The organism is Streptomyces sp. NPDC052109 (assembly GCF_040680195.1).
Lineage (GTDB): Bacteria > Actinomycetota > Actinomycetes > Streptomycetales > Streptomycetaceae > Streptomyces.
The window spans coordinates 285,097-298,632 of the sequence record NZ_JBFAWF010000005.1 but is presented as its reverse complement, the minus strand read 5'-3'; the positions used below and the strand labels follow the sequence as shown (position 1 = coordinate 298,632).

14 protein-coding genes are annotated in these 13,536 nt (G+C 71.8%); 5 read left to right on the top strand and 9 right to left on the bottom strand.

The window, feature by feature from the left end; all coding sequences use genetic code 11:
• The 5 genes from AB0L59_RS14240 to AB0L59_RS14220 all read right to left on the bottom strand — a co-directional run bounded on the left by AB0L59_RS14240 (window position 1) and on the right by AB0L59_RS14220 (window position 4,736).
• Window positions 1–789, bottom strand: a complete 789-nt coding sequence (locus tag AB0L59_RS14240) for an aldose 1-epimerase (RefSeq protein ID WP_365582611.1) — start codon at window positions 787–789, stop codon at window positions 1–3.
• A gap of 121 nt (window positions 790–910) precedes the next feature.
• Window positions 911–1,762, bottom strand: a complete 852-nt coding sequence (locus tag AB0L59_RS14235; protein ID WP_365582610.1) for an SRPBCC family protein — start codon at window positions 1,760–1,762, stop codon at window positions 911–913.
• 54 nt (window positions 1,763–1,816) lie between these two features.
• Window positions 1,817–3,454 carry a polyamine aminopropyltransferase gene (locus AB0L59_RS14230; RefSeq protein WP_365582608.1) on the bottom strand — a complete coding sequence of 546 codons (1,638 nt, stop codon included), beginning with the start codon at window positions 3,452–3,454 and terminating at the stop codon, window positions 1,817–1,819.
• A 99-nt stretch (window positions 3,455–3,553) separates the two neighbouring features.
• Window positions 3,554–4,078, bottom strand: coding sequence for a DUF2617 family protein (locus AB0L59_RS14225; protein WP_365582607.1), 525 nt, complete (start codon window positions 4,076–4,078; stop codon window positions 3,554–3,556).
• 319 nt (window positions 4,079–4,397) lie between these two features.
• A complete protein-coding gene (locus tag AB0L59_RS14220; protein WP_365582605.1) occupies window positions 4,398–4,736 on the bottom strand; it encodes a hypothetical protein in 339 nt (112 codons plus the stop codon).
• 118 nt (window positions 4,737–4,854) lie between these two features.
• Between AB0L59_RS14220 and AB0L59_RS14215 the strand changes: the two genes are divergently transcribed.
• Window positions 4,855–6,039, top strand: a complete 1,185-nt coding sequence (locus AB0L59_RS14215) for a pyridoxal phosphate-dependent aminotransferase (RefSeq protein ID WP_365582604.1) — start codon at window positions 4,855–4,857, stop codon at window positions 6,037–6,039.
• Window positions 6,040–6,222: 183 nt separating this feature from the next.
• A complete protein-coding gene (locus AB0L59_RS14210; RefSeq protein WP_365582603.1) occupies window positions 6,223–7,425 on the top strand; it encodes a hypothetical protein in 1,203 nt (400 codons plus the stop codon).
• 12 nt (window positions 7,426–7,437) lie between these two features.
• Here the strand turns inward: AB0L59_RS14210 and AB0L59_RS14205 are convergent, their stop codons facing one another.
• Window positions 7,438–7,977, bottom strand: coding sequence for a YbjN domain-containing protein (locus tag AB0L59_RS14205; protein ID WP_365582602.1), 540 nt, complete (start codon window positions 7,975–7,977; stop codon window positions 7,438–7,440).
• 141 nt (window positions 7,978–8,118) lie between these two features.
• Between AB0L59_RS14205 and AB0L59_RS14200 the strand changes: the two genes are divergently transcribed.
• Window positions 8,119–8,604: a hypothetical protein gene (locus AB0L59_RS14200; RefSeq protein WP_365582600.1), complete on the top strand. Its 486-nt coding sequence runs from the start codon at window positions 8,119–8,121 to the stop codon at window positions 8,602–8,604.
• 20 nt (window positions 8,605–8,624) lie between these two features.
• On the opposite strand, the gene clpB is transcribed toward AB0L59_RS14200, so the two are convergent.
• A complete protein-coding gene (gene clpB / locus AB0L59_RS14195; protein ID WP_365582599.1) occupies window positions 8,625–11,222 on the bottom strand; it encodes an ATP-dependent chaperone ClpB in 2,598 nt (865 codons plus the stop codon).
• Between the two features lie 117 nt (window positions 11,223–11,339).
• Here clpB and AB0L59_RS14190 point away from each other — a divergent pair, with 117 nt between their 5' ends.
• Complete coding sequence (locus tag AB0L59_RS14190; protein WP_365582598.1) at window positions 11,340–11,732, top strand: PPOX class F420-dependent oxidoreductase; 393 nt, start codon at window positions 11,340–11,342, stop codon at window positions 11,730–11,732.
• Window positions 11,733–11,879: 147 nt separating this feature from the next.
• Here AB0L59_RS14190 and AB0L59_RS14185 read toward each other — a convergent pair whose 3' ends face one another.
• Window positions 11,880–12,215, bottom strand: coding sequence for a hypothetical protein (locus AB0L59_RS14185; RefSeq protein ID WP_365582596.1), 336 nt, complete (start codon window positions 12,213–12,215; stop codon window positions 11,880–11,882).
• The gene (locus tag AB0L59_RS14180; protein WP_365582594.1) at window positions 12,212–12,400 is read right to left on the bottom strand and encodes a hypothetical protein; all 189 of its coding nucleotides are present in this window, start codon (window positions 12,398–12,400) and stop codon (window positions 12,212–12,214) included. Before AB0L59_RS14180 ends, AB0L59_RS14185 begins: the two co-directional genes overlap by 4 nt.
• A gap of 150 nt (window positions 12,401–12,550) precedes the next feature.
• On the opposite strand from AB0L59_RS14180, the gene AB0L59_RS14175 reads away from it, so the two are divergent.
• Window positions 12,551–13,513: a helix-turn-helix transcriptional regulator gene (locus AB0L59_RS14175; RefSeq protein ID WP_365582593.1), complete on the top strand. Its 963-nt coding sequence runs from the start codon at window positions 12,551–12,553 to the stop codon at window positions 13,511–13,513.
• Window positions 13,514–13,536: the final 23 nt, after the last annotated feature.

Sequence of the window (13,536 nt, the reverse complement as noted above, 5' to 3'; positions counted from 1 at the left end):
TTAAGGGCGCCGCCAGCTCCAGGTGGTCGACGCCTCCAGCGGCTGAAGCGGGGTGACCAGGCGCGGGAGGGTGTTCAGGCCGTTGGGCGGCCCGGTCTGCGGCTCCACGCACACGGCCTCGGCCTGCTCGTCGTAGACCACCACCCACTCCTCGCGGCTGCTCACCTTGAGCTCCAGCTGCCCCGGCCAGGTGAGGGTGACGTCGACGCCGCCGGGCATGCCGAAGCAGTCGTCCCAGGGGCCGGGCTTCGGGTCGATCCGGTTTCCGGTCGGCAGGTGGTCCGCCCCGCGCTCCTCCTGCCAGGTGGGCTTGAAGTCGACGGTGACGTCCTCGCCGCCGAGGTTCCGGTTGAACCAGGGGTGCCAGCCGATCTGTGCCGGGAACGAGTCGTCCCGCGCCTCCACCGACATGGTCAGCGTCAGGCCGTCCTCGGCGAGCGTGACGACCTGGGTGACGCGGCCGGGGTGCGGCCAGGGGTCGACCAGGTCGTACGTGATCACCGCCTCGTTCTCCGCGACGCGCGCGGTGCGCCAGGCGCCGTCGCGGGCGGTGCCGTGGATGGCGTGGGGCGGGGAGTTGAGCGGCATCTGGCGGACGGAGCCGCCGTCCAGGAAGCGGCCTTCGCGGATACGGCCGCACCAGGGAACCATCGGGAAGCAGCCGTAGCGGTGCCCTTGCCTCAGCAGTTCCAGGGAATCGACCTCGAGGCCGCTGATACGGCCGCCGTTGGCGGGGCTGACGTGTACCTCGGCGTTGCCCGCGGTCAGCGTGATGTCTTCGTTACTCACGGGAAGAGGCTACTGGGGAGACGAGTTCGGTGGTGGACGGCCGCGGGCCGGTGGGGCTGGTTGCGCCACGCGGCGGAGCCGCACATCGGACGCGGCCCGCTCTCCCCTCGGGGACTTCCGCTCAGCGGCGTTTGCGCAGTGCCCTGGTGACGACGATCGCCGACGCCAGCGCCAGGGCCGCCGCCGGGGCCGCCCAGCGCAGCGCCGACGCCGCCGTGACGGGCTGCGGCATCGGAACCGGTGCGTAACGCCCGCGCGGTGGGGCGTGGTCTACCTCCTCGGCGCTGCGGCCGATCATCGTCCGGCGCGCGTGCGCGGCCTCGGCCGGGGGTTCGCCGGTGTCGGCGAAGTCCTCCGCGAGGCGGTCGGCGGCCGGGTCCAGCGAGGGCGGAGGCACCTCGGCGTCGAAGACGGAGGCCCGCTCACCTTCCGGCTCCGGCGCTTCCGGCTCCCGCGCTTCCAGCCCCGCCTCTTCCGACCCCCGCTCCTTCGGCTCCCCCGCTTCCGGCCCCGGCGCCTCCGGCTCCCGCTCCCGATCCTGCTCGGGCTCCTGCGGGACCGTCGTCAGGTTCTCCACGAAACGGCTCAGCAGGCGGGTCGCCGCCGCGGTCACCGCGTCCGGGGAGAGTTCGGCGATGCGGCCGGCCGCGTCCGCCGTGCCCTCGACCGTGACCGTCGTACCGCCCCCGCTGGCCGCGAGGCGCAGGGTGAGGGCGAGCTTGACGGCGCCGGTGCCGCGGGCCTCGGTGGCGTCGGCCTCGACGGCGAACGTGCCGTCGTCGCGGGCGGCCACCCGTGCCGTCCCCCGGTAGGTGACGGAGTGGCCGCCGACGCGCAGCTTCAGGCGTCCGGCGACGGGTTCGGCACCGGCGTCCTGGTGCAGGCCGGGGACCGCGCGGGCGACGCGCGCGGGGTCGGCGAGGGCGTCTCTGAGCGGCTCGACCGGGACCGGGACGAAGACCTGGTGCTCCATGTCCGCTGAGCCTACCCAGCTGCGACCGGAAATCACCCGCACCTGACCGGCTCGTCAGTACCGCGGATGCACCAGCGTGGACGCGGGCAGCCCGCCGATCCGCGTCCGTGCCGCCGCCCGGGCGTCCGCGGTCAGCTCCGCCTGCGTCAGCGTGCGCAGCCGTACGGCGCCCAGCCGCAGCGGTGGCGGGGTCCGCCCGGGCACCGCCAGCAGGAACCCCCAGTCGTACGGGGTCCCGGACGCGCCCGCCGAGCGGTCGGGGCCGGCCGGGAAGCCGGGGTCATGGCCGAGGACCCGGTAGGGGGCGTCGGCGAAGCCGGCGGCGCGCAGGGTCGCGGAGACCGTCCAGAAGGCGCGGGAGCGGGTGGTGACGGACCCGGCGTGCACGACGAGGCGCCCGCCGGGGGCGAGGACGCGGCGGGTCAGACCGTAGAACTCCTGGGAGTACAGCTTGGTGCTGGCGGTGATGCCGGGGTCGGGAAGGTCGGCGATCACCACGTCGTACGCGGCGGGGCGTGCTCCACGCAGCCAGCCGAGCGCGTCGGCGGTGGTGACGTGGACGCGGGGGTCGTCGTAGGCGTGGCCGTTGGCGGCGGCGAGACCCGGGTCGCGACGGGCCAGGCGGACCAGGCCGGGGTCGAGTTCGACGATGTCGAGGCGGCGCACCCCGGGCCGGCGCAGCACCTCGCGGGCGGCCAGGCCGTCGCCGCCGCCGAGGATCAGCACGCGCGCGTGCGGCCCGCCGGACAGCGCGGGGTGGACGAGTGCCTCGTGGTAGCGGCGTTCGTCGCGGCCACCGACGCGGAGCCGGCCGTCCAGGAAGAGGTCGAGGGGCTTGCCGTCGGTGCCGCCGGCGAGGACGACCTCCTGGACGTCGGTCTGTTCGGCGACCCGGACGTCCTTGCCGTAGACGGCGTGCCGCGCGGCGCGTTCGAAGTCGCCGGCGAGCGCGGCGGCGGAGGCGAGGACACCGAGGACGGCGAGGCCGACGAGGAACAGGGTCCAGCGGGCCCGGCGGGTCAGGTCGCGGCGGAAGAGGCCGAGGACCAGGGCGCCGCCGGCGACGACGTTGACCGTGCCGGTGAGCAGGGCGCCCGTCAACTGGCCCAGGAAAGGCAGGAGAAGGAAGGGGAAGGCCAGGCCGCCGACCAGCGCGCCCACGTAGTCCGCCGCGAACAGGTCGGCCACCGCGCCGCCCGCGTCCTGGTGCCGGATGCGCTGGATCAGCTCCATCAGCAGCGGGACTTCGGCGCCGATGAGCAGGCCGATGCCGAGGGAGAAGGCGACCAGGAGGCAGCGCGGGCCCTCGGCCCACGCCCCGCCCCAGCCGCCGGTCCAGGCGAAGACGGCGTACAGCGCCATCGCACTGCACCCGCCGATCAGCGCGAGGGCGGTCTCGATCGCGCCGAAGCCGGCGGCCGCGTGCCAGCGCAGCCGCTTGGCGCCGAGGGAGCCGATACCCATCGCGAACACCATCACGGACAGCACGACGGAGGCCTGGGTGACCGAGTCGCCCATCAAGTACGAGGCGAACGCGACGAGTTCGAGCTCGTACACGAGTCCACAGGCCGCGCAGACGAAGACGCACACGAGGACCAGGAACCGCCCGGTGCCGGGCCGGACGGGCAGCCGGACGGGGCCTGTCCAGGAGGGCGGGGCGCCCGGGGGCGCGGGGGCGTGCGGTTCGATCACGCTGCGACGTTACGTCACGCGCTCGGTACGCTTCGTCACCCACACGTGTGGAAGTGGACAGCGATTTGCGCCCGGTGGGTTTATGTTCGCGCGGTGCGCTCAACGCGGCTGTGCCACCACCACCCGCTCCCCCACCCGGGTCCGGGTGGCCACCAACTGCCCGTCCTGCGGGTAGGCGTGCCAGGTGCGCCAGTGCACCTGCCCCCCGTGGCGCTGGGCCAGCATCGCGGTGAAGGCGTGCGGGCTGCCCGGGAAGACGCCGGCGAGGCCGTGCGGATGGTCGGAGACGAGGGCCAGCAACTCCTGGGCGCGGCCCTCGAAGGAGCCGGGCGTGAGCACCTCGACGCGCGCGGCGAACTCGTACTCCCAGTCGCCGACCCGCTTGGCCACGCCGAGCGGGAGCGGGGTGCTGGAGCCGGGGATGCACGCGACCGTCTCCGAACAGATGCCGTGCTCCTGCTCCAGCAGCACCTGGTGGGACGCGCCGAGCAGTCTCAACTGGAGCCTTTTTCCGGCGAGTTCCAGATCGAGGGTGGCCAGGGCCGGCAGCGGCTCGCGTCCCAGGGCCCAGGCTAGGTCGGCAGCGCGCGTATCGGTGTAGGAGGTGTTCAGGGTCGTGAGCATGGATCGGCTCCGCTAACACGCGATGAGAGGGAGATCGGCCATGTCAGCCCAGTCGGCTCGGCCGGGGTGGGGAGTCTCGGGGACGTCCGAGGGGCTGCGTTGGCGATTTAGAGGGAATCATGAACAGAGGCGCCACCACAGCGTTTTTACCCAACTTCGCCGGGTTTCCATCCCTCAGAGGGCCCCACAGTTCAACTGTTCAACCATGGCGTACGCGGGGCGCGGGAAACGAACGGCGAGCGCCCGCCGGCTGCCCTGCCCGGCGGGCGCTCCCGTGCGGCCCGGACAGGGCTCCCCCGACGAGCTCGGCTGCCCCGTGTCAGCTGCCTCCCCCGCATCCGCCGCCGCACGACGAACCGCCGCCGCAGGAGGAACCGCCACAGGAGGAGTGGCCCCCGCAGGAATGTCCGCCGCCGCAGGAGTGACCGCCGTGGTGGCTCCCGTGATGGCCGCCCGACGAGCCCGAGTCCACGCCGCCCGCCCACCAGCTGCCGCTGCCGTCGTACGACGAGGACGACGAGCGGTACGACCCGGACCGGCGGCGGCCGCTCTTGCCGAGCGACACCGTGCGCCGCCGGTTGCGGTGCCGACCGCCGGCCAGCGCCGTCATGGTCACGAACGCGACCACGACCAGGATGAAGATGATGCCGACGACCATGGCGCCACCGTCCTTCCGTTCCCCCGAAGCGGCCCCCCGTGGACCGCGGTGACCGGGGGATGCCCGACCGTCTCCGGGCTCAAAGCAGAGTTGAGGAACTTCAGAGCCTGGGCGCAGGATGGCGGGCATGACCTCCAGCGCACGCCCTCACCTCAACCGCCGGCTCGCCGAGTTCGGGACGACGATCTTCGCGGAGATGTCCGCGCTCGCCGTGTCCACCGGGTCGATCAACCTCGGCCAGGGCTTCCCCGACACCGACGGGCCCGAGGAGATCCGGGAGGCGGCGGTACGGGCGCTGCGCGAGGGCCGCGGCAACCAGTACCCGCCGGGCCCTGGCATCCCCGAGCTGCGCACCGCCGTCGCCGCGCACCAGCAGCGCCGCTACGGGCTGCCGTACGACCCGGACACCGAGGTGCTGGTCACCGCGGGCGCGACGGAGGCGATCGCGGCCTCGCTGCTGGCCCTGCTGGAGCCGGGTGACGAGGTCGTGGCCCTGGAGCCGTACTACGACTCCTACGCGGCCAGTATCGCCATGGCGGGCGGCACCCGGGTGCCGGTGACCCTCAGGCCGCACGAGGGCAGCTTCCGCCTCGATCTGGACGAGCTGCGCGCGGCCGTCACCGACCGCACCCGGCTGTTGCTGATCAACACCCCGCACAATCCGACCGGCACGGTCCTCACCCGCGCGGAGCTGGCCGCGATCGCCGAGCTGGCCGTCGAGCGGGACCTGCTGGTGGTCACGGACGAGGTCTACGAGCACCTGGTCTTCGGGGACGCCGAGCATCTGCCGCTCGCCTCCTTCCCCGGCATGCGCGAGCGCACCGTGACGATCGGCTCGGCCGGCAAGACCTTCTCCTTCACCGGCTGGAAGGTCGGCTGGGTGACGGCCGCGCCGGAGCTTGTGAGCGCGGTCCGTTCGGTGAAGCAGTTCCTGACGTACGTGTCCTCGGGGCCCTTCCAGTACGCGGTCGCGGAGGCGCTCGCCCTGCCCGACTCCTACTTCGAGGGGTTCCGCCGGTCCATGCAGACCCGCCGCGACATCCTCGCGCGGGGGCTGGCGGAGGCGGGCTTCGAGGTCTTCCGGCCGGCCGGCACGTACTTCATCACCACCGACATCCGCCCCCTCGGCGAGAAGGACGGCTTCGCCTTCTGCCGCGCCCTGCCAGAGCGGGCGGGCGTCGTCGCGATCCCCAATGCCGTGTTCTACGACGACCGGGAGGCGGGGGCGCCGTTCGTGCGGTTCGCGTTCTGCAAACGCGAGGAGGTCCTGGGGGAGGCGGCGGAGCGGCTGCGGGCGATGTAGGGCACCGAGGCCGGCGGCGGCCTCGGACACGCGGCTGCCGCCGGGTGAGCGCGACCAGCCACGACACCCCCGGCCGGGAGACGGCCGACGGCTCGACGGCGGGCAGCCGAATCGGTGAACCCGCGCCGCACTCGGCGGCCGCCTGCTCGCTTCGGCGCGCAAGCCCTTGCAGGGTGCTCAGATGTGACCCACGCCAGCACCACCCTCGCCCCGCCCGTAGCCGCGTCCCAGCCGGCGCAGCGAGACCGCGCCCGGCCCTCGTTCCTCCGCACGAGCGGGGTCGCCGTAGGCCTCTTCCTCGGCGTCCGGCTCACCGGTGTGGCCGTGCTCGCCCTCGTCGCCCGTGGCGCCGGCCGGCACCCGCTGACGTTGCTCACCCGGTCCTGGGACTCGGTCTGGTACCTGGGCATCGCGGCGCACGGTTACGGTCACGACCTGCCCTCCCGCGACCCTGACCCGCACAGCGACCTCGCGTTCTTCCCGCTGTACCCGGCGCTGTTGCGGGCGGCGACGGCGCTGACCCCGTTCAGCGGCGGCATCGCCGGGCTGCTGATCTCGTGGACCGCGGCCGCCGTGGCCGCCGCCGGGATCCACGCGGTCGGCTCCCTGCTGCACGGGCGGGCCACCGGCGTCGCGCTGGTGCTGCTGTGGGGGCTGCTGCCGCACTCGGTGGTGCTGTCGATGGCGTACACCGAGCCCGTGCTGGCCGCGTTCGCCGCCTGGTCGCTGTACGCGGCGCTGGCCGGGAAGTGGCTGTGGGCGGGTGCGCTCGCGGCACTGGCGGGGCTGGCCCGGCCGAACGGGTTCGCGGTCGCCGCGGCGGTGCTGGCCGCGGCGGGAGCGGAGGCGTGGCGACGACGAGGAAAGGTTTCCCGGGTTTCCCACAGGCTGTGGACGGGTGCGGCGCTCGCCCCGCTGGGCTGGACGGCGTACGTGCTGTGGGTGGGCCGGCGCAAGGACGATCTGCTGGGCGGCTACTTCGAGGTGCAGCGGCTGTGGGGGTCGACGTTCGACTTCGGGTGGGGTTCGGTGCAGTTCCTGCGCGCGATGCTGCTGCACGGCAGCCGGTTCGTGTTCCCGATGGCGCTGGTGCTGGTCGCGGCGGGGACGGTGCTGTACGCGCTGCTGCTCCTGGACCGCGCTCCGCTGCCGCTGCTCGTCTTCAGTGGGGTGCTGCTGCTGATCGCGCTCGGCGGGTCGGGCTTCTTCGAGTCCAAGCCGCGGTTCCTGCTGCCGGCGTTCCCGCTGCTGCTGCCGCTCGCCCGGGGGCTGGTCCGGACGGCGAGAGCCCGGCCCTGGCACGCGACCGTGCTGGTCGCGGCCCTGGCCGGGCTCAGCTATCTCTACGGCGCGTACCTGCTGGTGTACGCGCAGGAACCGCTGTAGGTCCCGCGGGGCCTATTCGCCGTCGGCCTCGGGGTTCTCGGGCTTGTCCGCCTCGTTGACCTCCTGCTCCAGGCCGAGCTGCTCGACGAGCCACTTGTCGAACTCGATCGCGGCCCGCACCCAGCTGACGGTCGAGGAGACGAAGTGGTTGATGTCGACACCCGTGCCGATCAGCATCTGCGCCTCGCCGATCAGGCGGACGGTGCCGTCGTCGTGGGTGTGGGTGTAGACCTTGGGCCACAGGGTGCGGCGGTTCCAGTCGTCGACGGACTCCAGCAGCTGCGCCTTGTCGTCGATCTTGTGGGGGCGGTCGTAGAAGGTCCGCACCGAGAAGACGGCCTGCTCTTCCTCCCCGCGGAACATGAAGTAGGTGCGGAACTGCTCCCACGGAGCCGCGAGGTCTCCTTCCTCGTCGACGACGTACTTCAGCTCCATCTGGTCGAGGAGCTGCTTCACGAGGTCCTGATCCGGGAGGACGGGGCCGGCCGGTCCCTGGGGCTGCGGTTCGGGCTGGCCCCCGAAGTTCGGAATCGAGGACGGGTCGATGCTCACCGTGTTTTTCCCTTCATGGTGGATTCCGCCATCCTCCCCCACGGGGGGAGGGGGGAAGCAAGCCCCGACGCCGCCTGTCAGCCGTGGGCTGACATGATCCGGCTGGCCGGGCGGACGGCCGGTGAACGAGGGGGGGTCGGTATGGTGAGGCGGGCCCTGAAGAGGCTGGGGAAGTGGACCCTGGTCCTGGGGGTCGTCGCGCTGCTCGGCATGGGGACGATGCGGCTGGCCTCCACAGTCGTCGGGTTCGCGGCCTCCTACCTGCTGGACGGCGCCACGGAGCCGCAGAAGGCGCCCTGCGCCGAGGCCCTGGCCTTCGGCGGGGCGAAGCTGCCGCGGGGGGCGCACGACGCGCACTGCACGGTGCAGGCCTGGCTGGACACCTCCTACGACGCCACCTTCCGGATGCCGCGGAACGGCGTGCGCGCCTGGCTGAAGGCCACCTATCCGCACGCGCCGGGACCGGAGACGGAGTACTGCGCGGACGGAGCGGCCTACTGCCTGAACCTGAACGGCGGGGGCGACGACGCTCCCCCCGCCCGCGCCGAGGCGGACGCGGTCGAAGTGGACGTGGCGTACGAGGGCCGCGACCAGGCCCTCGTACGTTTCTCCGCGTTCACCGTGTGAGTGTCACCGGCGAGTGGGCGTCACAGCGTCTTCCCGGTCGCCGGACCCACCAGCAGGCCCTCGCCGAAGCGGTCGACGCGGACCGTGTCGCCGTCCTTGACCTCGCCGGCGAGGATCTCCTTGGCGAGCCGGTCGCCGATGGAGGTCTGCACGAGGCGGCGCAGCGGGCGGGCGCCGTACGCCGGGTCCATGCCCTCCTCCGCCAGCCAGGCCAGCGCCTGCGGGGTGACGTCCAGGGTGAGCCGGCGCTCGGCGAGCCGCTTGGCCAGCCGGTCGATCTGCAGCCCGGCGATCCGCTCCAGTTCGGGCTTGGTCAGCGCCGAGAAGACCACCAGGTCGTCCAGCCGGTTGAGGAACTCCGGCTTGAAGGAGGCGCGGACCGCCTCCAGGACCTGCTCCTTCTTCTCCGCCTCGCTGGTGATCGGGTCGACCAGGAACTGGCTGCCCAGGTTGGAGGTGAGCACCAGGATGGTGTTGCGGAAGTCGACCGTGCGGCCCTGGCCGTCCGTCAGGCGGCCGTCGTCCAGGACCTGCAGGAGGATGTCGAAGACCTCGGGGTGGGCCTTCTCCACCTCGTCCAGCAGCACGACGGAGTACGGGCGGCGGCGCACCGCCTCCGTGAGCTGGCCGCCCTCCTCGTAGCCGACGTACCCGGGAGGCGCGCCGACCAGCCGGGCCACGCTGTGCTTCTCGCCGTACTCCGACATGTCGATGCGGACCATGGCCCGCTCGTCGTCGAAGAGGAAGTCCGCGAGCGCCTTGGCGAGTTCGGTCTTGCCGACGCCGGTCGGGCCGAGGAAGAGGAAGGAACCGGTGGGCCGGTCGGGGTCGGCGATGCCGGCGCGGGAGCGCCGCACGGCGTCGGAGACCGCCCGTACGGCCTCGGTCTGGCCGATGAGCCGCTTGCCCAGCTCGTCCTCCATGCGCAGCAGCTTCTGCGTCTCGCCCTCCATCAGGCGGCCCGCCGGGATGCCGGTCCAGGCGGCGACGACGTCGGCGATGTCGTCGGAGCCGACCTCCTCCTTCACCATCGTGTCCTTGGCGGCCTCCTCCTCGGCCTCGGAGGCGGCCTCCAGCTCCTTCTCCAGCTGCGGGATCTCGCCGTAGAGCAGCTTGGCGGCGGTGTCGAAGTCGCCGTCGCGCTGGGCGCGTTCGGCCTGGCCGCGCAGGTCGTCCAGGCGCTCCTTCAGCTCACCGACCCGGTTGAGGGACTGCTTCTCCTTCTCCCAGCGGGCGGTGAGGCCGCGCAGCTCCTCCTCCTTGTCGGCGAGGTCACGGCGCAGCTTCTCCAGGCGGGCGACGGAGGCGGGGTCGGTCTCCTTGGCGATCGCCAGCTCCTCCATCTTCAACCGGTCGACCGCGCGCTGGAGTTCGTCGATCTCGACCGGGGAGGAGTCGATCTCCATGCGCAGCCGTGAGGCGGCCTCGTCGACCAGGTCGATGGCCTTGTCGGGCAGGAAGCGCGAGGTGATGTAGCGGTCGGAGAGGCTGGCGGCGGCCACCAGCGCGCTGTCGGCGATCTGCACCTTGTGGTGGGCCTCGTACCGGCCCTTCAGTCCGCGCAGGATCGCGATGGTGTCCTCGACGGTCGGCTCGGCGACCATCACCTGCTGGAAGCGCCGCTCCAGCGCCGGGTCCTTCTCGATCCGCTCCCGGTACTCGTCCAGGGTGGTGGCGCCGACCATGCGCAGCTCGCCGCGGGCCAGCATCGGCTTGAGCATGTTGCCCGCGTCCATGGCCGAGTCGCCGCCGGCACCGGCGCCGACGACGGTGTGCAGCTCGTCGATGAAGGTGATGATCTGCCCGTCGGAGTCCTTGATCTCGGCGAGGACCGACTTCAGGCGCTCCTCGAACTCGCCGCGGTACTTGGCGCCCGCGACCATCGCGCCGAGGTCGAGCGCGACCAGCCGCTTGTCCTTCAGCGACGAGGGCACGTCGCCCTTGACGATCCGCTGGGCGAGCCCCTCGACCACGGCGGTCTTGCCGACGCCCGGCTCACCGATGAGCACGGGGTTGTTCTTCGTGCGGCGGGACAGCACCTGCACGACCCGCCGGATCTCCTGGTCCCGCCCGATGACCGGGTCGAGCCGGCCCTCGCGGGCGGCGGCGGTGAAGTCGGTGCCGAACTTCTCCAGGGCCTTGTACTGGCCCTCCGGGTCGGCGGTGGTCACGCGGCGTCCTCCCCTGGCCTTCTGGAAGGCCTGCTGCAACTTCTTCGCGTCGGCGCCCTGGCCCTTGAGCAGCTCGCCGGCCGCGCCGCCCTTCGCGGCGATGCCGATGAGCAGGTGCTCGGTCGACAGGTACTCGTCGCCGAGTTCCTGCGCGCGCTCGGAGGCGTCGGCGATCACGGCGAGCAGTTCACGGTTGGGCTGCGGGGGCGCAACCGTGGAGCCGGTCACGCTGGGCAGCGCGGCCAGCAGCTTCTCCGCACCGGCGCGCACGACGGCCTGGTCGGCCTCGACGGCCGCGAGCAGATCGGTGATGTTCTCGTTCTCCTGCCCCTGGAGCAGAGCCAGCAGCAGGTGAGCAGGGGTGAGGTCCGGGTGCCCCTCGGACACGGCCCGGTTGCCGGCCGTGTTGATCGCGTCCCGGCTCCTGTTGGTCAGCTCGGCGTCCACGTTGTCCGTTCTCCTCCTCGGCCACACTCTCCACTGCTGACTTCACCAGCGTACACAAAGTTGAGTCTATTCCGCTCAAGGTTCCGAGGGTGGGCCTGCGGGGCTAGGTTGCGGGACATGGCGAAGCACTCTGAGCAGTACCTGGAGTTCTGGCGGGAACGCCACCTGTGCACCCTGACGACGCTCCGGCCCGACGGCAGCCCGCACGTGGTGCCGGTGGGGGTGACGTACGACGCGCAGGCCGGGCTGGCCCGCGTGATCACCAGCGGCACCAGCGCGAAAGCGGGGCATGTGCGCGCGGCGGGGGCCGAGGGCGCCCGGGTGGCGGTGTGCCAGGTGGACGGCCGGCGCTGGGCCACACTGGAAGGGCGCGCACGGGTACGGACGGAACCGGAACGGGTCGCGGACGCGGTGCGGCGCTATGCCGAGCGCTACCGGCGGACACCGAGGCCGAATCCGGCGCGCGTGGTGATCGAGATCGAGGTGGAGCGCGCCCTGGGGAACGGCTGAGATGACCGAAAACTTTCGGCCACCCTGGAAGTGTCCCCATCTCCCTCCATATCCCCGCAAACTGCAGCGGCGTCACCGTGTTCAGGTCACGGTGACGCCGCTGCGGGGGGAAGCGCCTGAGCGATCTTTTACGACGGGGGAATCGCGTCAGGCACTGCGGGGGGTGGCTGAGATGGTCCTCAGGTCATGGTCCGCCGGCTCCGCGAGCCGGTGGTCACGCTGGTCGAGATTCACAAAGATCATTCCGTACCGGACGGCACACCGGACCGGCTGTGGCGCGCCACGCGGCTTGCGCAGGCACCGGTACGCCCGCACGTCCTCGTCCTCGTCCCGCGTCACGACGACCGGCTCACCGAACACGGTCACCATCAGCGAGTCACCGCTGTGGGGGATGGCGGTGACCAGGTCGATGAAGTGCCAGCCGGAGCGGTAGGCCGTGGCCATTTCGCGTCGGAAGGAGCGGTCGTCGGGCGGCGTGCTCATGCCGGTACACCCGCCCGCACGATGTCCCAGCCGAGATCCTGCGCGGACTTCGCCTGGTTCACCGATTTGGTGCTGTCCCAGCCGAGATCCAGCGTACTCACCATGCCGAAGACCAGTCCTGCGGAGAAGGCAACGGCAAGTACTGAGCGAAGCATTCTCTTGCACATGATGGGCTTCGTCCTCACTTCCCCAGTGTCTCTCCCCCGCCCTCATGACGATGGCTCATCAAGCCACGTCAAAGCCACAGAACCGGTGCATCATGTTCCTGCACGTTCAGGACCCTGGGGGGTGGAGATTTGCCACATAACGAGAAAATGGGGACACATCCGCATGGGATGACGGACCTCTGCGCCGAAGGCAAGCGACTCTATGCGGACGCGCTCCGGCTCGGCCGGGTGTCGCGCTCGGAAGTGGTCCCCGCCCCCTGCCTGCTGGAATTCGCGCTGCTCCACCCGGATCCCGACGACCCGAACTGGCTGCGACCGGTCCTGCCCGCGGCCGCCCTCGCCCAGCGCCTGCATCCCATCGAACGCGAGATCCAGGAGCGCAGACATCTCGCGATCGAACTCACCGACTCCTTCGAGCCATTCCTGGCCATCAGCGCCCAGGGCCCGAGGGAGACCCACGCCGTCACGGTGCACGAGGGCATCGACCGCATCAACGCGGCCATCGAGCGGGCCACGGCCGAGTGCCAGACCGAGGTACTCACCGTGCAGCCCGGCGGCGGACGCAGCGAGCACGTCCTCAGCACGGCCCTGAAACGGGGTCAGGACATCATCGACCGCGGCATCTCCATGCGCACGCTGTACCAGCACACGGTGCGGCACAGCCAGGGGACACTCGCCTACGCCGAGATCATGGCCAAGGGAAAGGTCGAGATCCGTACGCTCGAGGAACTCATCGAGCGGCTGATGATCTTCGATCGCTCGGTGGCGTTCATACCCGCGCGCGACGACCGCCAGGTCGCACTGGAGCTGCGCCATCCCGGCCTGGTCGACTACCTCGTGAAGGTCTTCGAGCAACTGTGGCGGCGCGCGGTCCCCCTCCTCGAAGAACCGGCCTACGCCCCTCCCGTCGACGGCATCACCGGCGTCCAGCGCTCGATAGCCAAGCTCCTGGTCGAGGGACACGTGGACGAGGCCATAGCCCGGCGCCTCGGCATGAACGTGCGCACCTGCCGGGCCCACATCGCCAAACTGGCCACGGCCCTCGGCAGCGGCAGCCGCGCACAGCTCGGCTATCTCATCGCACAGTCCGGACTGCTGGACAAGGACACCTCGCTGGGCGGTGAGCAGTGACCGGCGGGCACCGAGGAGCGGCA

Excerpts from the sequence above, each read along its gene's own strand:
- AB0L59_RS14235 (WP_365582610.1), bottom strand. The coding sequence starts at position 1,762 with ATGGAGCACCAGGTCTTCGTCCCGGTCCCGGTCGAGCCGCTCAGAGAC.
- AB0L59_RS14225 (WP_365582607.1), bottom strand. The coding sequence starts at position 4,078 with ATGCTCACGACCCTGAACACCTCCTACACCGATACGCGCGCTGCCGAC.
- AB0L59_RS14220 (WP_365582605.1), bottom strand. The coding sequence starts at position 4,736 with ATGGTCGTCGGCATCATCTTCATCCTGGTCGTGGTCGCGTTCGTGACC.
- AB0L59_RS14215 (WP_365582604.1), top strand. The coding sequence starts at position 4,855 with ATGGCGGGCATGACCTCCAGCGCACGCCCTCACCTCAACCGCCGGCTC.
- AB0L59_RS14200 (WP_365582600.1), top strand. The coding sequence starts at position 8,119 with ATGGTGAGGCGGGCCCTGAAGAGGCTGGGGAAGTGGACCCTGGTCCTG.
- AB0L59_RS14190 (WP_365582598.1), top strand. The coding sequence starts at position 11,340 with ATGGCGAAGCACTCTGAGCAGTACCTGGAGTTCTGGCGGGAACGCCAC.
- AB0L59_RS14185 (WP_365582596.1), bottom strand. The coding sequence starts at position 12,215 with ATGAGCACGCCGCCCGACGACCGCTCCTTCCGACGCGAAATGGCCACG.
- AB0L59_RS14175 (WP_365582593.1), top strand. The coding sequence starts at position 12,551 with ATGACGGACCTCTGCGCCGAAGGCAAGCGACTCTATGCGGACGCGCTC.